The sequence below is a fragment of the Actinopolyspora lacussalsi subsp. righensis genome (genome assembly GCF_900116555.1).
GTDB lineage: Bacteria > Actinomycetota > Actinomycetes > Mycobacteriales > Pseudonocardiaceae > Actinopolyspora > Actinopolyspora lacussalsi.
This window is the reverse complement of record NZ_FPAT01000005.1, coordinates 264,605-288,502: the sequence shown is the minus strand read 5'-3', so window position 1 is coordinate 288,502 and position 23,898 is coordinate 264,605. Positions and strand designations below refer to the sequence as shown.

The 23,898-nt window shown below is 67.8% G+C and carries 18 protein-coding genes; 17 read left to right on the top strand and 1 reads right to left on the bottom strand.

Translation table 11 applies throughout. The features are described from left to right. Positions 1-4: 4 nt before the first annotated feature. The 9 genes from BM394_RS11670 to BM394_RS11630 all read left to right on the top strand — a co-directional run bounded on the left by BM394_RS11670 (position 5) and on the right by BM394_RS11630 (position 13,233). On the top strand, positions 5-1,948 hold the full coding sequence (locus BM394_RS11670; protein WP_092977611.1) for a peptidoglycan D,D-transpeptidase FtsI family protein: 1,944 nt from the start codon (positions 5-7) through the stop codon (positions 1,946-1,948). A gap of 207 nt (positions 1,949-2,155) precedes the next feature. After that, the gene (locus BM394_RS11665) at positions 2,156-3,796 is read left to right on the top strand and encodes a UDP-N-acetylmuramoyl-L-alanyl-D-glutamate--2,6-diaminopimelate ligase (protein WP_092977609.1); all 1,641 of its coding nucleotides are present in this window, start codon (positions 2,156-2,158) and stop codon (positions 3,794-3,796) included. After that, positions 3,793-5,301: a UDP-N-acetylmuramoyl-tripeptide--D-alanyl-D-alanine ligase gene (locus BM394_RS11660; protein WP_092977607.1), complete on the top strand. Its 1,509-nt coding sequence runs from the start codon at positions 3,793-3,795 to the stop codon at positions 5,299-5,301. Before BM394_RS11665 ends, BM394_RS11660 begins: the two co-directional genes overlap by 4 nt. After that, a complete protein-coding gene (gene mraY, locus BM394_RS11655) occupies positions 5,298-6,374 on the top strand; it encodes a phospho-N-acetylmuramoyl-pentapeptide-transferase (protein WP_092977862.1) in 1,077 nt (358 codons plus the stop codon). Before BM394_RS11660 ends, mraY begins: the two co-directional genes overlap by 4 nt. A gap of 114 nt (positions 6,375-6,488) precedes the next feature. After that, on the top strand, positions 6,489-7,919 hold the full coding sequence (murD, locus tag BM394_RS11650; RefSeq protein ID WP_092977605.1) for a UDP-N-acetylmuramoyl-L-alanine--D-glutamate ligase: 1,431 nt from the start codon (positions 6,489-6,491) through the stop codon (positions 7,917-7,919). Positions 7,920-7,926: 7 nt separating this feature from the next. Next, complete coding sequence (gene ftsW, locus BM394_RS11645) at positions 7,927-9,339, top strand: putative lipid II flippase FtsW (RefSeq protein ID WP_092977603.1); 1,413 nt, start codon at positions 7,927-7,929, stop codon at positions 9,337-9,339. 177 nt (positions 9,340-9,516) lie between these two features. Continuing rightward, on the top strand, positions 9,517-10,686 hold the full coding sequence (gene murG / locus BM394_RS11640; RefSeq protein WP_092977601.1) for an undecaprenyldiphospho-muramoylpentapeptide beta-N-acetylglucosaminyltransferase: 1,170 nt from the start codon (positions 9,517-9,519) through the stop codon (positions 10,684-10,686). A gap of 110 nt (positions 10,687-10,796) precedes the next feature. Continuing rightward, positions 10,797-12,179, top strand: coding sequence for a UDP-N-acetylmuramate--L-alanine ligase (gene murC / locus BM394_RS11635; RefSeq protein ID WP_425427658.1), 1,383 nt, complete (start codon positions 10,797-10,799; stop codon positions 12,177-12,179). Between the two features lie 403 nt (positions 12,180-12,582). Next, entirely contained in the window at positions 12,583-13,233 is a 651-nt protein-coding gene (locus BM394_RS11630; RefSeq protein WP_175530065.1) for a cell division protein FtsQ/DivIB, read from the top strand. 165 nt (positions 13,234-13,398) lie between these two features. Here the strand turns inward: BM394_RS11630 and BM394_RS11625 are convergent, their stop codons facing one another. Beyond that, complete coding sequence (locus tag BM394_RS11625; RefSeq protein ID WP_092977860.1) at positions 13,399-14,082, bottom strand: spermidine synthase; 684 nt, start codon at positions 14,080-14,082, stop codon at positions 13,399-13,401. A 530-nt stretch (positions 14,083-14,612) separates the two neighbouring features. On the opposite strand from BM394_RS11625, the gene ftsZ reads away from it, so the two are divergent. The 8 genes from ftsZ (at position 14,613) to ileS (ending at position 23,832) form a co-directional block, all read left to right on the top strand. Continuing rightward, positions 14,613-16,103 (top strand): cell division protein FtsZ, encoded by a 1,491-nt coding sequence (gene ftsZ, locus BM394_RS11620; RefSeq protein ID WP_092977858.1) that lies wholly within the window; start codon positions 14,613-14,615, stop codon positions 16,101-16,103. A 106-nt stretch (positions 16,104-16,209) separates the two neighbouring features. Next, positions 16,210-16,929, top strand: a complete 720-nt coding sequence (gene pgeF, locus BM394_RS11615) for a peptidoglycan editing factor PgeF (RefSeq protein ID WP_092977595.1) — start codon at positions 16,210-16,212, stop codon at positions 16,927-16,929. Between the two features lie 8 nt (positions 16,930-16,937). After that, on the top strand, positions 16,938-17,672 hold the full coding sequence (locus BM394_RS11610; RefSeq protein WP_092977856.1) for a YggS family pyridoxal phosphate-dependent enzyme: 735 nt from the start codon (positions 16,938-16,940) through the stop codon (positions 17,670-17,672). A gap of 61 nt (positions 17,673-17,733) precedes the next feature. After that, positions 17,734-18,351 (top strand): cell division protein SepF, encoded by a 618-nt coding sequence (locus BM394_RS11605; protein WP_092977593.1) that lies wholly within the window; start codon positions 17,734-17,736, stop codon positions 18,349-18,351. Positions 18,352-18,370: 19 nt separating this feature from the next. Then, on the top strand, positions 18,371-18,655 hold the full coding sequence (locus BM394_RS11600; RefSeq protein WP_175496697.1) for a YggT family protein: 285 nt from the start codon (positions 18,371-18,373) through the stop codon (positions 18,653-18,655). A 46-nt stretch (positions 18,656-18,701) separates the two neighbouring features. Next, positions 18,702-19,571, top strand: coding sequence for a DivIVA-like cell division protein Wag31 (gene wag31, locus BM394_RS11595; protein WP_092977591.1), 870 nt, complete (start codon positions 18,702-18,704; stop codon positions 19,569-19,571). 93 nt (positions 19,572-19,664) lie between these two features. Continuing rightward, complete coding sequence (locus BM394_RS11590) at positions 19,665-20,213, top strand: hypothetical protein (RefSeq protein WP_092977854.1); 549 nt, start codon at positions 19,665-19,667, stop codon at positions 20,211-20,213. Positions 20,214-20,640: 427 nt separating this feature from the next. Beyond that, positions 20,641-23,832 (top strand): isoleucine--tRNA ligase, encoded by a 3,192-nt coding sequence (ileS, locus tag BM394_RS11585; RefSeq protein ID WP_092977589.1) that lies wholly within the window; start codon positions 20,641-20,643, stop codon positions 23,830-23,832. Positions 23,833-23,898 lie beyond the last annotated feature (66 nt).

The window sequence follows — 23,898 nt, the reverse complement described above, 5'->3', positions numbered from 1 at the left end:
AGACATGGCTTCTCGGGATCGGCAGGGCGCCAAGCCCCGCCAGGCCAATCGTTCGAAGCGGGCGCCGCGGCGTGGGACGGCCGCGAGCGGCGCCAAGCTCGCTCGTGGCGGCGGTTCCGCGGCTCGGCGACGTGGTCCGCGCAAATCTCGCTTCGGAGTGGCCTCCAACAGGCGGCGGTTCGGTATCGGCCGGATGTTGCTGGTTCTGGCCCTGGTATCAGCCGGGGTGAAACTGGTCGTGGTGCAGGGATTCGAGGCGAGCGCGCTGTCCGAACGGGCCGACGACCAGTTGCTCACCAAGACCACGATCCCCGCGCAGCGTGGTTCCATCCTGGACTCCGAGGGCAGAGTGCTCGCCTTCAGCAGCGAGTCCCGCAAGCTCTACGCCAATCCGAAGCTGCTGGATCAGCAGCAGCGCGAGTCGGACAATCCCGAAGCGCCGAGCGGTCCGGAGAAGAAGCGGGAGATCGCCGCCTACATCGACAAGGTGACCAACGGCAGGGTGAGTGAACGGGAAACCCTGCGGGCGTTGTTCTCGGGCGAGCAGTTCCTCTACTTCGGCTCGTTGATCGATCCCGCGGTCGCCCGCGAGATCCACGACAAGTACCCGCAGATCGGTACCGAGTACCGAGCGGTCCGGCAGTACCCGGCCGGATCGGTGGGCGCCGGTATCGTCGGTTCCGCTTCCTGGCGCAAGGGCAAGAACAAGATCCTGGGGAACGTGGGTCTCGAGAGCTCGCTGGACGGCACGCTCTCCGGTGAGGACGGTCTTCGGATCTCCCACACCGCTCGCATAAGCACCGGACTCGTCATCCCCGGCACCAAACGCACCATCCGACCGGCGGAGCCGGGCTCGGACGTCCGGCTGACCGTCGACTCGGACCTGCAGTTCGTGCTCGATCGGAAACTCGACTCCTACGTTCGGGATGTCGGCGCGGAGGGGGGAAGCGCGGTCGTGCTGGACTCGCGGACCGGCGAGGTGCGTGCTCTGGCCAACTCCGATCTCTCCGCCGATCCCTCGCAGGGCAGTCGTGCCTCTCGCCACCTGAGCAACCCGGCGGTCACCACTCCCTACGAACCCGGTTCGGTGAACAAGATCATCACGGCCGCCGGGGCCATCGAGCACGGGATCATGCGGCCCGACAGTGTGCTGCGCGTGCCGTCGAAGATCGAGATGGGTGGTGCCACGGTCAGGGACGCCTGGCAGCACGGCACCCTACCGCTCACGTTCACCGGAGTGCTCGCCAAGTCGTCCAACGTGGGGACCCTGATGACGGCGAAGCGGCTGGGCAAGGATCGCTTCGGCGAGTTGGTGAAGAAGTTCGGGCTGGGTAGTGAGACCGGCATCGCCCTTCCCGGCGAGAGCTCCGGGGTCGTACCGCCGACCAAGCAGTGGTCGGACACCCGGTTCGCCAATCTGCCGATCGGCCAGGGACTGTCCATGACAGTGTTGCAGATGGCCGGGATGTACCAGGCCATCGCCAACGACGGTGTGCGGATCCCGCCGCGGGTGGTCGACTCGACCATCGGGCCGGACGGCCAGGAGCACCAGCGGTCCGCACCGCAAGGGGTTCGCGTCGTCAGCGAGCGAACCGCCGACACGGTCAAGAACATGCTGCGCGCGGTCGTGCAGGACGAGCGGGGACAACGTGGCACCGCGCCGCGGGCCGCGCTGGCCGGTTACCAGGTCTCCGGCAAGACGGGGACGGCGCAGCAGCCCGATCCCGAGTGCGACTGTTACAGCAACTCGCAGCACTGGGCGACCTTCGCGGGGATGCTGCCCGCCGACAACCCGAGGTACGTGATCGGAATCATGATCGACGATCCCGACAGGGGGCATCTCACCGCCGCCCCGCTGTTCCACGACGTCGCGGCTGATCTGACACGTCGGTACGACATCCCGCTGTCCGGCGAACCGGCTCCGGAGATGACGCTGCGGGTGAGATAGCCACCACGACGTCCCGGAGAGGTCGGACCGACCGCGCGAGTCGGGCGGCGACGTGAGTCGGGCGGCGAGCTGGCGGTGGTCATTCGTGGGGAAGGAACAGTTCTTCACTCGAACGAGTGAAAACCGTTCGAGCAGGCGAGACCACCTCGCGACGCACCTGCCTACCGTAAAGCTGCTCCGTGGAGCGGTACCGGTAACCTTTTTCCCGTGCCTTCCCCGGTTGCGAGTTCTCCGCCACGTCCCTCGCGTGTCGAGCCGGTACGTGTCGAGGAGTTAGCCGACTCGATCGGTGCCCGTGTCGTTCGTCCCGCCGAGACCCCGGAATCAGCCGCCGCGTCCGTCGAGGTGGCCGGAGTGACGCTGCGTGCCCAGCACGTACGGCCGGGTGATGTCTTCGCCGCGTTGCGGGGCGCCAGAACGCACGGTGCCGAGCACGCGGCCACCGCGCTGGATGCGGGTGCCCGGGCGGTCCTCACCGACGAGGCGGGGGCCGCTCACCCCGAGCTGCTGCGGCACCCCGCCGTGTCGCGCGGTGAGGTCGCGCTGCTGGTTCACTCGGATCCGCGCGGTGTGCTCGGTGAGCTCGCCGCCGAGGTCTACGGTCGTCCCGCCGACGGGTTGTCGGTACTCGGTGTGACAGGGACCTCGGGCAAGACGACCACGAGCTATCTGATCGAGTCGGCGCTGCGGTCGGCCGGGCTGGTCACCGGCCTGATCGGGACCGTCGAGACCCGGCTGGCCGGTACCCGGCTGGAAAGCGCGTTCACCACCCCGGAGGCCCCCGACCTGCAGGCACTGCTGGCGGTGATGCTCGAAGGGGGAGTCACCCACGTGGTCATGGAGGTGTCCAGTCACGCCCTCGTGCTGGGCAGGGTTGCTGGGCTGCGGTTCGCCGTGGGCGGTTTCACCAACCTCTCCAGCGAACACCTGGACTTCCACCGCGACATGGCGGACTACTTCGCGGCCAAGGCGATGCTGTTCGATGGTCGCTGCGCTCGGGAGGTGGTGTGCACCGACACCGAGTGGGGCTCCAGGCTGGTCGGGCCGGAAACCGTCACGGTGGCCACGCAGGGCACCGCGGACTGGACGGCCACCGATGTGGTCACCAGCACCACCGGTGCGCAGCGGTTCACCGTCAACGCTCCCGACGGCGCCCGCACCGAGGTCGAGCTGCGGCTGCCGGGCTCGTTCAACATCGCCAACGCACTGTTGGCCACCGCGATGGCACGAGCCGTCGGTGTCGAGTACGCCGATATCGCGAACGGGCTCGGTGAGGTGGACGTTCCGGGACGCATGGAGCGTGTCGCGCTGGGACAGGACTTCGCGGCGGTGGTCGACTACTCCCACAAGCCGGGAGCCGTCGGCGCTGTGCTGGAAGCCGCACGCTCCCAGGCGGCGGGGAAGGTGATCGTCGTGCTCGGTTGTGGCGGTGATAGGGACACGGCCAAACGTCCCGTCATGGGAGCCACGGCAGCCCAGCGGGCCGACGTTCTGATAGTGACCGATGACAATCCCCGTAGTGAGGATCCCGCGCGGATCCGTGCCGCCGTGCTCGAGGGAACCACTCGGGTCGCGAAGTCCGAGCGGGCCGAATCCCACGAGATCGGTGATCGGCGTGCGGCCATCGTGGAAGCGGTACGGCGCGCAGCCGGCGGTGACGTCGTCGTGGTCGCCGGTAAGGGGCACGAAACCGGTCAGGAAGTGGCGGGTGTGGTTCACCCGTTCTCCGATCGCGACGAGCTCGCCGCGGCACTGCGTGAACGACTCGGGAGTCCGCAAGGGACGGAAACCGTCCCCGCTGGTCGGATCCCCGACAACCAGCGGGGAAGTGACGAGGAGGCAAGGTGATCCGGCTCAGCCTCGACGAGGTAGCTGGGGCGGTCGGTGGCAGGCTGCACCGCGCCGATGGCAGCGAGGTCGTCACCGCGGCCGTCGAATTCGATTCCAGGAAGATTCGGCCCGGTGGGCTGTTCGTGGCGATGCCGGGCGAGCAGGTCGATGGTCACCGGTTCGCGGAGCAGGCGGTCTCCGACGGTGCCGTCGCGGTGCTGGCCGCCAGGGAGGTCGCGGCTCCCGCGGTGATCGTGCCCGCCGTCGGTTCGGCGGAGCGGTCCCGCGCGATGGCGCTCGCGGCCGACGAGGACGGCTCCGGAGCAGCGGTTCTGGTGGCCATGGCCCGGCTCGCCCGTTTGGTCGTGGACAAACTCGCGAACCAACTCACGGTCGTGGGAGTGACCGGTTCGTCCGGCAAGACCTCGACCAAGGACATGATCGCGCAACTGCTCGAGCGGATGGGGCCCACCGTGGCTCCCCCCGGTTCGTTCAACAACGAGCTGGGGCATCCGTGGACGGTGCTGCGCGCCGACGAACGAACCGAATACCTGGCGCTGGAGCTCTCCGCGCGCGGTATGGGGCACATCGCGGAGCTCTGCGAGTCCGCTCCGCCCCGGATCGGGGCGGTGCTCAACGTCGGCAGCGCACATCTCGGCGAGTTCGGATCCAGGGAGGCGGTGGCACAGGCCAAGGGCGAGCTCGTCGAGGCCCTGCCGAGCGCTGCCGAAGGCGGAGTGGCGGTGCTCAACGCCGACGACCCGGTCGTTTCGGCCATGGCCGAGCGCACCCGGGCGCGGGTGCTTCGTTTCGGGCAACACCCCCACGCCTCGGTGCGAGCCGACGACGTCGAGGTGGACGAGCTCGCCCGGCCGCGTTTCACCCTGATCACTCCCGACGGCCAGGCCCGGGTGCGGTTGCCGCTGCACGGTGAGCACCACGTCGGCAACGCACTGGCCGCGGCTGCCGTGGCGTTCGAGCTCGGAGCCGCGACCGAGGACATCGCCGAGTGGTTGAACGGGATCGAACAGCTGTCCGGAAAGCGGATGGAGGTCACCACCACCCCGGACGGGGTGACCGTGATCAACGACGCCTACAACGCCAATCCCGAGTCCGTGCGGGCCGCGTTGAAAGCATTGGCGGCCATGACGCACGACCGTCCCGGCAGCGGATGGGCGGTACTCGGCGCGCTCGGTGAACTCGGCGACGCCGGTCCCGAGGAGCACGACGAGATAGGACGCCTGGCCGTGCGGCTGAACATCGATCGCCTCGTGGTGGTGGGTGACCAGGCACGTGCCATGCATCAGGGAGCCGCGCTGGAGGGCTCCTGGGGAGAGGAATCGGTTCTGGTGCCCGATGTGGACGCTGCCCTCGCATTGTTGCGCGAGCAGCTGCGGCCCGACGACGTCGTGCTGGTCAAGGCCTCGAACGCCGCGGCGCTGTGGCGGGTCGCCGAGGAGCTGGTTCCCGCGGCGCCCGGTTCGGCGGAGGGCTCCACCGGACGGGACGGTGGTACGACGTGAAGCACATTCTGATCGCGGCCGCCGTCGGGCTGGTCGTCTCGATTCTGTTCACCCCGTACCTCATCCGGGTCTTTTCCAAGCAGGGGTTCGGCCAGGAGATCCGTGAGGAGGTGCAGAAGTCCCACTCGGCCAAGCGGGGAACACCGACCATGGGTGGTATGGCGATCCTCGTCGCCATGTGGGCGGGCTATCTGGCCACACACCTCACCGTCTCCGAAGCGTTTCCCAGCGTCACGGCCCTGCTGGTGCTCGGCCTGACCACCGTGCTGGGCTTCGTCGGTTTCCTGGACGACTTCATCAAGATCCGCAAGCGCCGCAACCTCGGGCTCAACAAGACGGCCAAGCTCGTGGGGCAGATGGTCGCCTCGGTGCTGTTCGCGATTCTGGCCCTGCAGTTCAAGGACCAGAACGGCATCACGCCCGCCTCCGCGCACCTGTCGTTCATCCGCGACATCAGCGTGGTCTCGTTCGGCGTCATCGGCTTCGTGATCTTCGCCTACGTCGCGATCAGCGGTTGGTCCAACGCGGTGAACTTCACCGACGGCATGGACGGACTCGCGGGTGGTACCGCGGCGATGGTGCTGGCCAGCTACGTGCTGATCGGGTTCTGGCAGTTCCGCAACTCCTGTGCGCTGTTGGACGACCCCGGGCCGGCCTGCTACCAGGTGCGTGACCCGCTCGACGTCGCGGTGGTGGCCGCCGCCGCGATGGGAGCCTGTGTGGGTTTCCTCTGGTGGAACGCCGCTCCTGCCAAGATCTTCATGGGCGACACCGGTTCGCTCGCGATCGGTGGACTCGTGGCCGGTCTCTCCATGACGACCCGAACGGAACTGCTGATGATCGTCATCGGCGGTCTGTTCGTGGTGGAGGCGCTCTCCGTCGTGCTGCAGATCGTGGTCTTCCGCACCTCGCGGCGCAGACTGTTCCGGATGGCCCCGTTCCACCACCACTTCGAACTCGCCGGCTGGGCGGAGACCACGGTTATCATCCGGTTCTGGATACTGGCAGCGATCAGCTGCCTGTTCGGTGTCGGGCTGTTCTACGCCGACTGGTTGGCACTGGTACCGAGCTGATGCCCGGTGTTCCCGCCGGGACGTGTTCCTCCGGAGCCGGCAGCCGCCGTGCTCCGGGCACGTCCCGGCGGCCCGATGAACGACACGGCAGTCACGAGGATCTTTGGTGAGGTCATGAGCAAGGTGGGGACGCGGATCCTGGTCGCCGGAGCGGGGGTTTCCGGCAGATCGGCCGCCGAGGCGCTGCTGGCCGAGGGAGCGAGTGTCACCGTCACGGACGCCTCCGAGGAGCGGCTGGCCGAACTGGCCGGACCACGGATGCGGGGAGCCGAACTCGTCGTCGGTCTCACCGAGCCCCCGAGCGCTACCGATCTCGTGGTCACCAGTCCCGGCTGGCGCCCCGACGCACCGCTGCTGACGGCCGCTGAGGCCGCTGGGATCGAAGTGATCAGCGAGATCGAGCTCGCCTGGCGTCTCGACCGGGCTTCCGCACGGCCCGCCCACTGGCTGGCCGTTACGGGGACCAACGGTAAGACCACCACCGTCGGAATGCTGCAGTCGGTGCTGCGTGCGGCGGGCATGGACGCGGTGGCCTGCGGCAACGTGGGACTTCCCGCCGTGGACGCCGTCCGCGCGGGCCATCGTGTGCTGGCGGTGGAACTGTCGAGTTTTCAACTGCACTGGTCGAACACCTTCTCACCCGACACCGGGGTCATCCTCAATCTCGCCGAGGACCACCTGGACTGGCACGGCTCGCTGCGCGCCTACGGCGCTGCCAAGGGCAAGGTGTACGGCGGGAACTCGGTTTCGGTCTACAACGCGGACGACCCCGCCTCCCGCGAGCTCGTCACCGAGCACTCCGCCGCGAGACGGGTCGGGATCACGCTGGGTGAGCCCGAACCCGGTCAGCTGGGAGTGCGGGACGAGGAACTGCTCGACCGCGCGTTCGGCCCGGACGGGGTTTCCCTCTCGGCCGAAGCCGCACCGGTGTCGCTGGCCACGGTGGCCGATGTCCGGCAGGTGGGTGAGCACAATCTCGCCAACGCACTCGCCGCCTGCGCGCTGGCCCGGTCGTGCGGGGTGTCCGCGACAGCCTGTGCCGAAGGGCTCCGCGAGTTCGCTCCCGGAGAGCATCGTTCCGTCGTGGTCGCCCGGTCGGGGGGAATTGTCTACGTCGACGATTCCAAGGCGACGAACCCACACGCCGCATCGGCCGCGCTCGGTGCGCATCGGGACGTGGTATGGATCGCGGGTGGACTCCTGAAGGGAGCCGAGGTCGACGAGCTGGTCCGGCAGCACGCCCACCGGTTGCGTGCGGCGGTGCTGATCGGTACTGATCAGGAGTCGATAGCCGAGGCGCTGCGCAGACACGCCCCGGACGTGCCGGTGGTCGGTATCCCCACGCGACGGGAAGCCGCCATGTCGGAGGCCGTGCGGTCGGCCAACGACTACGCGACGTCGGGGACCGCCGTCGTGCTGGCACCGGCCGCGGCGTCCATGGACATGTACACCGACTACGCCCATCGTGGGCGGGAATTCGCGGCAGCGGTACGTGCCGTGCGGGCGGAACCGGGGACGGAACCGGCCGAACATCCCAGGGGGTGAGGCAGCTGTGGCAGCCCGGAACACGAGCGGGACTCGTGGACGAGGCACACAGGGGGTCGCGGACGGTCTGCGCGGGATCAGTTCCGCGCTGACTTCCTGGTTGACCAGACCGCTGGCCTCGTTCCACCTGTTACTCGCGGCGTTCGGGCTGCTGACGGCTTTCGGAATGGTGATGGTGCTGTCGGCCTCCAGCGTGGAGTCCTTCAGCCAGCAGGGGTCCTCCTACAGCGTCTTCCTGAAGCACCTGCTGCACTGCCTCGCCGGGGCGGTCTGCTGTTACGTGGCCATGCGAATGCCGGTCTGGATGCTGCGCCGGTTCAGCCACGTGTTCCTGTTGGTGTGCCTGGTGCTGCTGTCCCTGGTGCTGACCAGGTTGGGCTACGAGAACAACGGTGCGCAGAGCTGGTTCCGACTGGGGCCGGTCTCGTTCCAACCGGTGGAGCCCGCCAAGATCGCGCTCGCGCTCTGGGGGGCTCACGTGCTCGTCACCAAACGGGCTCTGCTCGGCCAGTACCGCCATCTGCTGGTGCCGGTGCTCCCCGCGGCGCTGTTGATGTTCGCCCTGGTGATGATGCAGCCCGATTTCGGCTCCACGGTGACGCTCGGCATCGTGCTGCTGGCGCTGCTGTGGTTCGCGGGTGCACCGTTGCGGCTGTTCAGCGCCCTGGTGCTCGGTGCCGTCACCGGCATGCTTGCCCTGATCTTCCTCTTCCGCTACCAGATAACCCGGGTTACCTCGTTCTTCGACTCCGGAAGCGGCAACGACGACAAGAGTTTTCAGGCGACCCAGGCGCTGTTGGCGCTTGCCGACGGCGGCATGTTCGGTGAGGGAATCGGACGCGGGTGGTCCAAGTGGCAGTACCTGCCCGAAGCGGACAACGACTTCATCTTCGCCGTGCTGGGCGAGGAACTGGGGTTCGTGGGGTGCGCTTCCGTGCTGCTGTTGTTCGGTACCGTCGCCTACGTGGGGATGCGGATCGCCGCTCGCAACACCGATCCGTGGATCAAGCTGGTCTCCGCCACGCTCACCATGTGGTTGGTGGGGCAGGCCGCGATCAACATCGGTTACGTGGTGGGACTGCTGCCGGTCACCGGACTGCCGCTACCGTTGATCTCCTCGGGGGGAAGCTCGGTGGTGACCACCATGGTCGTTTTCGGGTTGCTGGCCAACTTCGCCAGACACGAACCCGAGGCCATCTCGGCGCTGCGCTCGCTCGGCCCGGGCAAGATCGGCAAGCTGCTCAGGTTGCCCACTCCCTCGCCCTATCGGCCTCCCGCCTCGCGACGTCCCGCCGGCGCGGCCAATCCGCGCAGGCCGCAGCCCGCCAAGCCGTCCGGTAAGAAGAACCGTTCCGAGGGGCCGAATCCCGGAAAACGGCGGACGCCGAGCGGACAACGACGTTCCGGATCCCCACGATGAGCCGGAAACCGCCGGAACGAGCGGTTCCCACCGACGGCCGCCGGGAGCCGTTCGAGGGGCATGACAAGCTCACGTGAAACGGATCCGGTGCCGTGAGTCACCGGACCGCCACCACCGATCACCCCGAATCGCCACCCGGCCCAGCGGTGCGCGATCCAGAAACCAAGGAGGACTTCGTTGAACACGCAGCAACCGGGTGACCCGAGCGGTCGAGGTGGAGCACCGTCTCCCGCGGGGGAGACCGGCGCCGGTTCGCCGCGACGTCGGGGCCCCACGGTCGTCGTGGCGGGTGGTGGTACAGCAGGCCACATCGAGCCCGCGATGGCGTTGGCCGACGCGGTCCGCAGGCTGCGTCCGGACGCCAGTGTGGTGGCTCTCGGTACGGAACGCGGACTGGAGACCGACATCGTGCCCGCACGCGGCTACCCGTTGGAACTGGTCCCACCGGTGCCGATGCCGCGCAAGGCCAGTCCCGAGCTGCTCAGGATGCCCTCGAAGGTCCGCGATTCGGTACGTCGTACCCGCGAGGTGCTGGAACGCGTGGGCGCCGACGTGGTCGTCGGTTTCGGCGGCTATGTCTCCCTCTCCGCCTATCTGGGAGCCCGTGGCCGAGTTCCGATCGTCGTTCACGAGGCGAACGCGCGAGCCGGGCTGTCCAACAAGGTGGGGGCCCGCTTCGCCAGGGAAGTGCTGGCGGCCGTGCCGGACAGTGGCTTACCCGGTGCGCGCACCATCGGAATACCCCTGCGCGAGTCGATAACCACGTTGGACCGTGCCTCGCTGCGCGCCCAGGCCCGCGCGCACTACGGGCTGCGTCCCGACGCGCCGACCGTCCTGGTCTTCGGTGGTTCGCAGGGTGCGCAGACACTCAACACCGCGTTCTCGGGGGCCTCCGACGAGTTGGGCAGGGCCGGTATCGGTGTGCTGCACGCACACGGGCCCAAGAACACGGTGGCGGTGCGGGAGCTTCCCGGAGCGCCGCCCTACGTGCCGGTGCCCTACCTGGAGCGGATGGATCTGGCGTACGCGGCGGCCGATCTGGTGGTGTGCCGCTCGGGTGCGATGACGGTGGCCGAGGTGTCCGCGGTGGGGCTCCCCGCCGTGTTCGTGCCGCTACCGCACGGCAACGGTGAGCAGGCCCTCAACGCGCAACCCGTGGTCACCGCGGGGGGCGCGAAACTGATTTCCGACGCGGAACTGACACCGCAGCGTGTCATCGATGAGATACTGCCGTTGGCAGGTGATTCCGAAGGGCTGGCACGAATGAACCGCGCGACGCTGAGTACCGGGCATCGCGAGGCGGACCGGGTGCTGGCCGAGACCACGCTGGAGGTGGCCGGGGCGTGAACGACGATGAGGATGGCAGGCAGTCGCGGGAGACACTTTCGGAGGGTTCTCCCGCCACCACCGACGATCTGCTGTCCCGGGTGCATCTGATCGGCATCGGCGGGGCGGGGATGAGTGGTATCGCCCGCATCCTGCTGGCCCGGGGGAGGAAGGTGTCGGGCTCGGATGCCCGCGATTCGAGAACCGTGCTCGCGCTGCGTACCCAGGGGGCCGCCGTCGCGATCGGACACGACGGTCCGAACCTGGACCAACTCGGATCGGGGCCGAGCGCCGTGGTGATCTCCACGGCCATCGAGGCCGAGAACCCGGAGCTGGCCGAGGCACGTCGCCGAGGTGTCCCGGTGCTCGGCCGTGCCGAGGCACTGGCCGCGCTGATGCGGGATCACCGGGTGGCGTGTGTGACCGGGACGCACGGCAAGACCTCCACCACCTCCATGCTCACGGTGGCGCTGCAGCACTGCAGACTCGACCCGTCGTTCGCCATCGGCGGTGATCTCAACGACTCCGGGGCGAACGCGCACCACGGCGAGGGCGGACTGTTCGTCGCGGAGGCGGACGAGAGCGACGGTTCCTTCCTGGTGTTCTCCCCCTCGGTGGCGGTGGTCACCAACGTGGAGCCGGACCATCTCGACCACCACGGAACCACCGAGGCCTACGTCGAGGTGTTCGAGAAGTTCGTGGAGCGGATCGAGCCGGGCGGGGTGCTCATCGCCGGAACCGACGATCCGGGCGCCGCCGCGCTGGCCGACCGAGCCGAACGCGCGGGGGTGCGAGTACGCCGTTACGGCACTGCCGTGGAAGGGGCGGACGACGCCCGCATCGTCTCCTACGCACCGCGGCACGGTGGTGGTTCGACGGAACTGATCCTGGACGGAAGCGGTGCCGTGGAACTGTACGTGTCGGTCCCCGGGGAGCACATGGCGGCGAACGCGGTCGCCGCGCTGCTGGCGGGGATCGAACTCGGGGCCGACACCGGCGAGTTGCTGGACGGCCTGGCCGCGTTCGGCGGGGTTCGGCGTCGTTTCGAGTTCAAGGGAAGAGCCGACGGTGTGCGGGTTTACGACGACTACGCGCACCATCCCACCGAGGTCCGGGCCCAGCTGCGCGCCGCTCGTACCGAAGTGGATTCCGGCAGGATCGTCGTCGCCTTTCAGCCGCACCTGTTCTCCCGTACCGCCGCGTTCGCCGACGAGTTCGGTGCGGCGCTGGCCGAGGCCGACGAAGTGGTGGTGCTCGACGTGTACGGTGCCCGTGAACAGCCGCAGCCGGGGGTTTCCGGCCGACTGATCGCCGATGCGGTGCCGTTGCCCCCCGAACGGGTGCACTACGAGCCCTCGATCACCGAGGTAGCGCCCCTGACGGCGGAATTGGCACGTCCCGGTGACATCGTGCTGACCATGGGTGCGGGCGACGTCACCATGCTGGGACCGGAGATTCTGACCGAGATCGACAGTCGTGACGGTGCCGCCGACCCGGGGCCGTCGGAGAACTGAGGCCGCCGACCGGCACACCCGGTCCCCGGGTCGAACGGGCCCGGGGACCGGCGGTTCGCACGTTCATGGGAGGTGCGTCCCCCGGAACGGGAACAGCCTGCCGCCGGGAGCCCGCGAGAGGCTCCGTCCAGCGAGAGCACGAGAGAACCGATTCAACAGCGTTCCACCGGATCCCCGGCATCTCATCTCGCCCGATCGACCGACGTGTGCGGGCCGCTCCCCGAGCACGCGAGCGAGTTCTGCTATGGATTCCGAACGAAAAGCACCACCGGACGGAGATCGTGGGGTCGTCATGGCGGATTCCGGAACGACACGGACGCGTCAGCGCGGTCGCGCCACCTCGAGAGATCGGCGAGGCAGTGGATCCGGTACCGAGTCCTCCGGTGTGGGAGTTCGGGGATGGGTGACGCTGGGGTCGCTCGCCCTGCTGACCATCGGTGTGGTGGTGGTCTTTTTCACGCCGGTGCTGGGTGTGCGTTCCGTGCGGATCGAGGGAACCCGGGTGCTCGACTCGTCCAGGGTGCGGCAGGTGGCGGCGATCGAGCACGGTACTCCGATGGTTCGGGTGGACCGTTCCGGGGTGCTGCGGCGCGTGAACGGTATCTCCCGGATCGATTCGACCACCGTCCGGTTGTCACTGCCCGCCACGGTGGTCATCGGCGTCGAGGAACGGCGACCGGTGATGTACACCGGGGCCTCGGAGGGGTTCCGGCTGGTCGATGACGAGGGGGTCGGTTTCGCCACGGTCACCGAGCGCCCGAGCGATCTGCCCGAGCTCCGGCTCGGCCCGGAACAGCGGACGAAGCGAGTGCGGATGGCGGCTGTGACCGCCGTGACCGCGCTGGACGGAAAGACGCTGGACCAGGTGAGAGCCGTAAGTGTCGAGACCGGGGCGGGAGCCCCGCGGGTGCGTATGTCACTGACGCGGGGACGTGCCGTCGAATGGGGCGGCACGGGTGAGTCCGAACGAAAGGCGGCGATTCTGCCCGTGCTGCTCGGCCGACCCGGTGAGGTATACGACGTGACCAGTCCGGAGCTGCCCACCGTTTCTTGAACCGAGATCCGGCGCGTTCGGTGATTCGGTAGCCCGCCGTATCCGGTCCTGGCCCGGATTTTCCGGTGTGGCTTTCGTTCCCGGCGGGTGCAGCGTTTCGCGCGGCGCGCCTTCCGAGGCGCCAGTGGTGAGGCCGCCGGGCTCGTCCCGTTCGTATCGGAGGTTTCAGCGGGTCCCCAGGTAGAGGTGGTACTCCGTGCGCAGCGAGCCCAGGGTGACCGGAATCGGGTGCCGCCGTACCGTGCCGAAGACTTCCCGCATGGTCGTTTCCAGCTCCTCGGAGTGCGCCGCGGACCAGATCGCCACCACGCCGCCCACCGCGAGTCCGCTGTGGCAGTCGGCCAGGAAGTCCTGTTCGTACACCGTCTCGTTGGCGTCGTGCACGAGATAACCGGGGCCGTTGTCCACATCGAGCAGTATCAGTTCCAGGGAACCACTCGTGCGTTCGGCCAGGACCGCGGTGACGTCCGAGGCGCACAGGTGTATCCGCTCATCCGAACGATCGTCGGCCAGCTCGGGAACCAGGCCGCTCCGGTACCAGTCTATGACCGCTGGTTCCAGTTCCGCGACGGTGACCTCGCGCACGAGCGGGTCGGCCAGTACCTCGTGCAGGGTGTACCCGAGCCCGAGTCCGCCGATCAGCACTCGCGCTCCGTGCCGGGACTCCTCGGTTCCCGAGAGGGGCAACGACTCCAGCGCCGTTCGCGCCAGCAGGCGCTCGCTCTCGGTGTGGGCGGTGTCCATCACGAACACCCCGTTGACCCGTAGTTCGAGCGTGCCGTCAGCGCGCCGCAGCAATACGACCTCGCCGCGGGGCGACTCCACCGTGGCCACTCGTTCGACGGACACTCGTTCCACGCCTCTCGTCGGGTGCCTCGGTTCCGCGTTGCTTCGCGCTCGGTGCGGATCGGCGGTCGTGCGAGCATTCGACCCTGTTGGCCCGCCCCGCTTTTCCTCACCCGGCCGCACACAATATCGTTGACGAGGTCCACCGTCCGAAGGTCCGTGTGAGTCCCGGATCAGCCGTCATGGACACCACGACTCGCGGATTCGTTCGCGGTACGGTGTGGACCGTGATCGTGACAAGCCGACGGGTCGGGTGTACTCGAGGTTTCGTGGTGTGGGGCGCGGAGCTTTCCGGGCGTCGTGCGGGCGTCCGTGGTCACGGCCGGTGAGTCGATGACACACGTGCGGCGGTAATCGGCGTGGCTGCTGGACTCTTGCCGTCCACGGTGCATAACGTCCGATCACTGCGGGTTGACGACGAGTCGGCCACGTAGTCACACACCACACCGGACGCCGGACGGCGTCCACGACCGAGACCTGTCACGGTCCACCCACAGCGAGCGCTTCAGCCACGACCAGGAAGGCGGATGACGATGACGCCCCCGCACAACTACCTAGCGGTGATTAAAGTCGTCGGCATCGGTGGCGGCGGTGTAAACGCCGTGAATCGGATGATCGAGGTCGGGCTCAAGGGTGTCGAGTTCATCGCGGTGAACACCGACGCGCAGGCCCTCCTGATGTCGGATGCCGACGTCAAGCTCGACATCGGCCGTGAGCTGACGCGCGGTTTGGGAGCGGGAGCCGCTCCCGATGTCGGTTACCAGGCCGCCGATGACCACAAGGACGAGATCGAGGAGGTGCTCAAGGGCGCCGACATGGTCTTCGTCACCGCGGGCGAGGGAGGTGGCACCGGTACCGGTGGTGCTCCGGTGATCGCCTCGGTGGCCCGCAAGTTGGGGGCGTTGACCATCGGTGTCGTCACCCGTCCCTTCTCGTTCGAGGGCAAGCGCAGAGCCAACCAGGCCGAGCAGGGCATAAAGGATCTGCGTGACGAGTGCGACACCCTGATCGTCATTCCGAACGATCGGTTGTTGCAGCTCGGCGACATCGGCGTGAGCCTGATGGACGCCTTCCGCTCGGCGGACGAGGTGCTGCTCTCCGGTGTGCAGGGGATCACCGACCTGATCACCACACCGGGGCTGATCAACCTCGACTTCGCCGACGTCAAGAGCGTCATGTCCGGGGCGGGGAGTGCCCTGATGGGTATCGGCTCCGCACGGGGTGAGGGCAGAGCGGTGGAGGCGGCGCAGAAGGCGATCAACTCACCGTTGCTGGAAGCCAGCATGGAAGGCGCGCACGGTGTGCTGCTCGCCATAGCGGGTGGTTCGGATCTCGGACTGTTCGAGATCAACGAATCGGCTTCGTTGGTGCAGGAGTCCGCCCATCCCGAGGCCAACATCATCTTCGGTACGGTCATCGACGATTCACTGGGCGACGAGGTGCGGGTCACCGTGATCGCGGCCGGTTTCGACGCCGGGGCACCGACGCACAAGAAACTGGACCCCGACAAGGTCGGTTCCACCGAGGAGGGCGATCCGGAGGCACCTGTGACAGCGGGCCAGGTGGTCGAGGGACAGGCCGAGCCCGCCAACCGTGAGGCTCCGGCCGCCCCCGAGAGCGCGCCCACCGCATCGGCGCCCCACTCGACCGGTCAGCCCGAGGGGAACACCGGCACCACACCGATCAGGCACCACGAGCCGTCGTCCCAACAGACCGAGGCGGAGAGCACGACCCCCCCGGCCGCGGGCTCGTCCCAGGAGGCGATCTCCCCCGAGCAGGGGAGGACTCCGAACCACGAAACCGGGGAACAGCGTCAGCCACAGCAGGGAATCGGCGGCGCTGTCGGTACGGACGGCTCGACCATCGGTGGTGAGCAGCAGTCCGGCACTGTGCCTGCCAGGCCCGCTGGTGGCTATCCGGGCTCCGGGAGCGGGTTCGGCGGTTCGTTGCTGGGACGCTCCAGGAACCAGAACGACGACGACAACGACGACGAGGTGGATATTCCGCCGTTCATGCGTAGGTGACACGACCCGTTCGCCCGTTCGGGGAGTGCGGGACAATGCACGGTGTCGGTGTCGTCGAACCGGACGCGCCGTGGCATGTTCGCAAGCACTCGCGGGAGGGCGCATCGTGCGGATCCGTCGTGTTGTCACGACTCGTGAAGGTGGTTATTCGAAACCGCCGTTCGACTCGTTCAACCTGGGGGGACGTGTCGGCGACGATCCGGAGCACCTGGCCGCGAACCGGGGAAAGCTCGCCGCCGGCATCGGGATAGCCGAACAACGTTTCGTCTGGATGGAACAGATCCACGGCAGAACCGCGGCCGTGGTGGACGGTCCACGCGCGGAACCCGTGGAGGGAGCCGACGCGTTGATCACCGCCGTTCCGCGGCTGCCGCTGGTCGTGCTGACGGCCGACTGCGTACCCGTTCTGCTCGGTGATCCGATCAGCGGTGTCGTTGCCGCGGTGCACGCCGGGCGCGTGGGAGCACGTGTCGGTGTGCTCGTCAGCGCGCTGCGACGGATGGTCGAGGCCGGAGCACGGATCGATCGTGTCGAGGCACTGCTCGGCCCCGCCGCGTGCGGTGGGTGCTACGAGGTCCCCGCCGAGATGCGTGACGAGGTGGAACGGCAGTTGCCCGGCAGCGCCACGAAGACGCGTGGCGGCACTCCCGCACTGGACCTGCGAGCCGGCCTGTGGGAGCAGCTCGCCGCCGCCGGCATCGCGCGGGTCGGACAGGACCCGCGCTGCACGCTGGAGAGCCCGGAACTGTTCAGTCACCGGCGTGATTCGGGAAGCACGGGAAGGATCGCCGCGGTGGTCTGGTCCGAGCCGGAGGAGCAGCAGTGAGCGACGAGATGGCCGAACACGCCCGCAAAGCCGGGATAGCCGAGTCGCTGGCCAAGGTCAGGGAACGCATCGAGCGGGCCTGCGTGAACGCGGGAAGATCCTCCGGGGAAGTCGGGTTGTCCGCGGTGACCAAGACGTTTCCGGCCTCGGACGCGGCGCTGTTGGCCGACCTCGGTGTGACCGATCTCGCCGAGAACCGGGACCAGGAGGCCGCGCCGAAGGTCCGCGAGTTCCACCGGTTGCGCCCGCGCTCCCGCGTGCGTTGGCATATGGTCGGTCAGCTGCAACGCAACAAGGCGCGATCGGTGGTGCGTTGGGCCGACGTGGTGGAGTCGGTGGACAGCCGTCGTCTGGTGGAGGCGTTGCAACGGGCCGTGGGCGGTGCTCTCGAATCGGGTGAGCGTTCCGAGCCGTTGGACGCACTGCTTCAGGTCAACCTGGAGCAGCGTGCGGATCGGGGTGGTTGTGCACCGGAAGAGGTCCCTGAGCTGGCGGAGATGATTACACGAATGTGTGAGATTCGACTCTGCGGTGTTATGGCTGTCGCCCCGCTGAACGAGGATCCGGATGTGGCGTTTGCCACCCTTTCGGGAATTTCCGAGCGGCTTCGGCGGGACTTCTCCGAAGCTCGGGAGGTGTCGGCAGGAATGAGTGGTGATCTGGAGAGTGCGATAGCCCACGGTTCGACCCGAGTGCGTGTCGGAACGGCGTTGCTCGGGGGGCGCCCGTTAGTCTCGCCGTGACCCGCCAAGCGGATCGAAGGCCTGCCGTCGCTGTACTTTTCGCGGAGGAAGGGGCTTGCCGATGAGTAAGCTACACAAGCTTAAGGCGTACTTCGGCATGGTCCCGGCCGAAGAAGTCGACGAGTACGACGAAGCGCCCGACGGATACGCTCCGGACTACGACGAGTACGACTCGTCGGAGGACAGGACGCTCGCTTCGCGCCGACACCTCGGCACACGCGGTGGCGGCCAGGACGATGATCAAGAGGACGACCATGACAGTGAGCCACGCTCCCGCGTCACGCGTACTCGGAGGCAGTGGGGAGCCGAGAGTCCGGTGCGCGGTTCGTTGGCGGTGGATCCCAACCTGGAACAGACTCCACGGTTGCGCGCGGTGACCGACACGGGTAGCCACTACAGTTTGAGCAAGATCACAACCTTGCATCCGCGCAGTTACAGTGAGGCGCGGACCATCGGGGAGCAGTACCGCGACGGCACACCGGTGATCATGAACCTGACCGAGATGGACGAGGCCGACGCCAAGCGGCTGGTGGACTTCGCCGCTGGTCTGGCCTTCGCGATGCGTGGTTCCATCGAGAAGGTGACCAGCCGTGTGTTCCTGCTCTCACCCCCCAACGTCGACGTGGCGGCCGAGGACAAACGCCGCCTCGCCGAGGGGGCCTTTTTCAATTACGGGTGAGTGGTGGCAGAGTTGAGTTGTGGAACCGGCCCTGATCGTTCTTTACTATCTGCTGTTCTTTTTCTGGCTGCTGCTCATAGCGCGTATCGTGGTGGAGCTCGTTCGTGCGTTCGCCCGCGACTGGAGACCCGGTGGCGGGGTTGCGATCGCACTGGAGACCATCTACACAGTGACCGATCCACCCGTACGCTTGCTGCGTCGGGTGATCCCGACGGTCCGAATCGGCAACGTCGGGCTGGACTTGTCCATTATGGTGCTGCTGCTGGTCGTGTACATCTTGATGCGACTGGTTCAACCCGGGTAACGGGGAACCCGGTGACTCGCAGCCGAGGAGTGCGTGAGGTGATCTTGTGGGTTTGACCCCCGCCGACGTCCATAACGTGGCGTTCAGCAAACCTCCCATCGGAAAACGGGGTTACAACGAGGACGAGGTGGATGCCTTCCTCGATCTCGTCGAAGCCGAGCTCGCGCGGCTCGTGGAGGAGAACGGGGACTTGCGGAACCAGGTCGAGCAGCTGGAGTCCCAGCTGCAGTCGGCCCAGTCCGATCTCGACGAGGCGCGGAGTCAGCCCGCCCCGGCCGATTCGGGCGCCGCCGCTGGTCCGTCGAGCTCCGCGGCCGCTTCCGAGGAGCCCCGCAGACTGCAACCCGTCCCCCCGCCCACAGCCGCTTCCGAGCAGACCTCGCCGGGCGGCGACCAGCACGTGCAGGCCGCCAAGGTGCTCGGCCTGGCGCAGGAGATGGCCGACCGGCTGACCGGTGAGGCAAAGACCGAGTCCGACGGGATGCTCTCCGAGGCGCGTACCAAGTCCGAACAGTTGCTCTCGGACGCACGGACCAAGGCCGACAGCATGGTCAACGACGCGCGCAGCCGAGCCGAAACGATGCTCAACGACGCGCGCAGCCGAGCCGAGACCCTGGAACGTCAGGCGCGTGAGAAGGCCGCGGGCCTGGAGCGGGACGCGCAGCACAAGCACGCCGAAGTGATGGGCAACATCACGCAGGAGAAGAACGCGCTCGAGAAGAAGATCGAAACACTACGCACCTTCGAGCGGGAATACCGCTCCCGGCTGCAGACCTACCTGGAATCGCAGCTACGTGAACTGCAGGATCGCGGTTCGGCCGCTCCGGCGGAGAACTCCAACAACAGCAGGTCGAACTCCTCGGGGCAGCAGAGTGGCAGCTACAACTTCGGGGCACGTGCCGCGGAAGCGGGCTGAGGTCTTCGGAGCGGGTGGCGCGTTTCGACGTGTCACCCGGCTCGTTGATCCGGGACGTACGGTCCTCGGATCCAGCTGAAAGCGTGAGTGCTCGTGCTGTTGACAGTGCTGCTTCTCCTCCTGGTGGCCGCGGGTGTCCTGGTGTTCGCGGTGGCCGCGGGCTCGGCCCAGTGGGCCTGGCTCTCGGTACTGCTGTGCGCGGTGGCCGCCGTCCTGCTGTTCTGGTCCCGTGCCCGTGACAGGAAACGGGGCGCCTCCGTTCCCCGGCACTCGGCACACGCCGTCGCGGACGGTGCCGCATCCGATCCGGTAGCCGAATCCGAAGCCCTCCCGGACGGGATCGGCACGACGGCCGGGGACGACGCGGTTGTTCCGCCCACGGAAGACGTCGAGCCGGATCCGGACACCGAGCCGTCCGAGCAGCGAACCGACGCCGCTGACGTGCTGTTGGTGTGCGAGTCGGACGCCGAGGTGCTCGTGATCGACGAGCGACCTCGCTACCATCTCGACACCTGCTCGTGGGTCGGTGAACGAGCCACCATGCCGCTGCCCGCGGGGGAGGCGCGTGAGCTCGGCTTCACCCCCTGTGCGGTCTGCTGCCCCGACACATCGGTGGCCCGACTGGAACGGTCGAGCGCCTGAAGCCGGTGGCACGTCGTGGCCCGCACCGTGCTCGGGAGGCAGTCGCGTGCCGGCGCTCCGGTGGCCCGTCGAAACGCTTCCGAAAACCGGTAAGCGGGCGCGCATCGCGCCCTGCGATGATCGACTGGCATGCGACCGCTATGCTGGACCCAACGGCGTTGATCCGGCCATCACCGGGGAGCCTCCGGAAGAACGGATGCGAGCACGTGGTGTTCGTTTCTCAGTAGAACCGGACGGGCAGGCCCGTAACAGCCGTGAACGAGAGGTCACGTGCCGTCTCCCGGCCACGTGGCAAGCGGGGTGGTACCGCGGTACGCGAGCGTGCGTTGTCCCGCAGCGAGCTCGCAGTGTCGTCCCTGCCCGGGCATCACCGTCCGATGCTCGTGCGGCGTAACCACACGACACACTCGCGAGGAGCGCATCCGCGATGGCTTATCCGAAGGTACCGTTCAACGGCGCGAGTTCCGAGAGTTCCGAAGCCGCGCGCTCCACCGACGCGGTGGCCGCGCAGCCGTCCTTTCCCACGATCGAGCACGAGGTTCTGGACTTCTGGACACGGGACGACACCTTCCGCGCCAGCGTCGCCAACCGTGGATCGGGGCACAACGGTTCGAACGAGTTCGTGTTCTACGACGGACCGCCGTTCGCGAACGGTCTGCCGCACTACGGGCACCTGCTCACCGGGTATGCCAAGGACGTGGTGCCGCGGTACAAGACCATGCGCGGCTACCGTGTCGAGCGCAGGTTCGGTTGGGACTGCCACGGTCTGCCCGCCGAGGTCGAGGCCGAGAAGCAGCTCGGCATCAGCGCCAAGTCCGAGATCGAGTCGATGGGTGTCGCCGAGTTCAACGAGGCCTGCCGTAGCTCGGTGCTGAACTACACCGACGAATGGCAGGACTACGTCACTCGGCAGGCGCGTTGGGTGGACTTCTCCAACGACTACAAGACGCTGGATCTCGACTACATGGAAAGCGTCATGTGGGCCTTCAGGACCCTCTGGGACAAGGGGTTGGTCTACAGCGGTTTCCGGGTGCTCTGGTACTGCTGGCGCTGCGAGACCCCGCTGTCCAACACCGAGACGCGCATGGACGACGTCTACCGGCAGCGGCAGGACCCCGCGGTCACCGTCGGGATGCGGCTGGACGCGCCGGGGGCCGTCTTCGACGGTGCGCTGGCCCTGGTTTGGACCACCACCCCCTGGACGCTGCCCTCCAACCTCGCCGCGGCGGTGCATCCCGAGATCGAGTACGTGCTGGTGCGGCCCGCCGACGGCGAGCACTCCTACGTCCTGGCCGCCGACCGGTTGGATGCCTACACCAGGGAGCTCGGCGAGGACGCCGCCGAGCACGTCGTCGCCCGATTCAGCGGTAGTGAGCTGCTGGGTACCCGGTACGAGCCGCCGTTCGATTTCTTTACGGGCAGGCAGAACGCGCACCGCGTCCTGGCCGCCGACTACGTCACCACCGACGACGGCACCGGGCTGGTGCACATCGCCCCCGCCTTCGGTGAGGAGGACAAGGCGGTCACCGATGCGGCCGGGATCGAGCCCGTGGTGCCGGTCGACGAGCACGGCAGGTTCACCTCGGAGGTCGCGCCCTACGAGGGGCAGCAGGTCTTCGAGGCGAACAAGGCGATCATCAGGGATCTCAAAGCCGCGGGATCGTTGCTGCGTCACGAGACCTACGACCACCCCTATCCGCACTGCTGGCGCTGTGACAACGCGCTGATCCAGCGTGCGGTGTCCTCCTGGTTCGTCGAGGTCACCCGGTTCCGCGACCGGATGGTGGAGCTCAACCAGCGGATCGACTGGGTGCCCGAGCACATCAGGGACGGCCAGTTCGGCAAGTGGCTGGAGAACGCGCGGGACTGGAACATCTCCCGCAATCGCTACTGGGGCTCCCCGATCCCGGTATGGGTCTCCGACGACCCGGAGTACCCCCGTACGGACGTGTACGGCTCGCTCGACGAGCTGGAGGCCGACTTCGGTGTGCGTCCCACCGATCTCCACCGTCCGAACATCGACCTGCTGACCCGTCCGAACCCGGACGACCCCACCGGCGGGGCCACCATGCGTCGGGTTCCGGACGTGCTGGACTGCTGGTTCGAGTCGGGGGCCATGCCCTTCGCGCAGGTGCACTATCCGTTCGAGAACGCCGAGTGGTTCGAGCACCACTACCCGGGCGACTTCATCGTGGAGTACAGCGGGCAGACCCGCGGCTGGTTCTACACCCTGCACGTGCTCGCCACCGCGCTGTTCGACAGGCCCGCGTTCGCACACGTGCTCGCGCACGGGATCGTGCTCGGTCACGACGGGCTCAAGATGTCCAAGTCCAAGCGCAACTACCCGGACGTGCGCGAGGTCTTCGAGCGTGACGGGTCCGACGCGATGCGCTGGTTCCTGATGTCCAGCCCGATCCTGCGTGGCGGGGATCTCGTCGTCACCGAGAAGGGGATCCGGGACGCGGTCCGGCAGGCGGTGCTGCCGCTGTGGAACTCCTGGTACTTCCTCGCGCTCTACGCCAACGCGGAGAACGTCGAGGGGACCTGGCGCACCGACAGCGGGCACGTGCTCGACCGCTACGTGCTCGCCAAGACGCACGAGCTCGTCGACAACACCCGGGAGGCGATGGACGCGTTCGACCTCTCCGGCGCCTGCGCGGAGGTCCGGGACTTCCTGGAGGTGCTGACCAACTGGTACGTCCGGCGGTCGCGTGACCGTTTCTGGGCGGGCGACCGGGACGCCATCGACACGTTGCACACCGTTCTCGAGATCACCTGCCGAGTGGTCGCACCGCTGTTGCCGTTGACCGCCGAGGCGGTCTGGCGCGGACTGACCGGCGGGCGTTCGGTTCACCTGGCGGACTGGCCGGAACCCGAGGAACTTCCCGCCGACACCGAGCTGGTATCCGCCATGGACAGCGTTCGGCAGGTGTGCTCGGCCGCGCTCGGGTTGCGCAAGTCGAACAAACTTCGTGTCCGGTTGCCGTTGCGTCGGTTGGTCGTGGCGCTGCCGCGGTCGGAGTCACTGCTCCCGTTCGTCGAGCTCGTGCGGGACGAGGTCAACGTCAAGAACGTCGAGCTGACCTCCGATGTAGCCGCGCACGGCCACTTCGAGGTCTCGGTCAACGCCCGGGTGGCGGGACCGCGACTCGGTGGCGATGTGCAGAAGGCGATCAAAGCGGTCAAATCCGGTGAGTGGACCCGTACTTCGCAGGGCGGTGTGCTGGCTGCCGGGATCGAACTGCACCCGGAGGAGTTCTCCGAACACCTGGTCTCGACCGACCCCGGTGCGGCCACCGCGCTGCCGAGCGGTGACGGACTGGTGGTGCTGGACACCGAGGTGACGACCCAGCTCGCCACCGAGGGATTGGCCCGGGACGTCGTCAGGGTGGTGCAGCAGGCCAGGCGTGAGGCCGGGTTGGTCGTCTCGGACCGGATCGTGGCAACGATCGCCGCCCCTGAGCCGGTCCGTGCGGCCGTGGCGGAACACCGCTCGTTCGTCGCCGGTGAGACGTTGGCCGACGAGATCGAGTCCGTCGAGACGGCGGGTGACGGGGCGCTGGTCGGCACTGTCGGCGACGCCGACACCGAGATCGCGGTTTCGGTGGTCAAGTCCTGACCGAACGCGCCGTTCCGATCGTGCGGAGCCCAGTGGCGGGACCTTTCCGAAGGCCCCGCCACTCGG

Bases quoted from the DNA above. Each gene is read 5' to 3' on its own strand.
- BM394_RS11670 (WP_092977611.1), top strand. From the start codon at position 5: ATGGCTTCTCGGGATCGGCAGGGCGCCAAGCCCCGCCAGGCCAATCGT.
- murD (WP_092977605.1), top strand. From the start codon at position 6,489: ATGAGCAAGGTGGGGACGCGGATCCTGGTCGCCGGAGCGGGGGTTTCC.
- murC (WP_425427658.1), top strand. From the start codon at position 10,797: ATGAGTGGTATCGCCCGCATCCTGCTGGCCCGGGGGAGGAAGGTGTCG.
- ftsZ (WP_092977858.1), top strand. From the start codon at position 14,613: ATGACGCCCCCGCACAACTACCTAGCGGTGATTAAAGTCGTCGGCATC.
- BM394_RS11610 (WP_092977856.1), top strand. From the start codon at position 16,938: ATGGCCGAACACGCCCGCAAAGCCGGGATAGCCGAGTCGCTGGCCAAG.
- BM394_RS11605 (WP_092977593.1), top strand. From the start codon at position 17,734: ATGAGTAAGCTACACAAGCTTAAGGCGTACTTCGGCATGGTCCCGGCC.
- ileS (WP_092977589.1), top strand. From the start codon at position 20,641: ATGGCTTATCCGAAGGTACCGTTCAACGGCGCGAGTTCCGAGAGTTCC.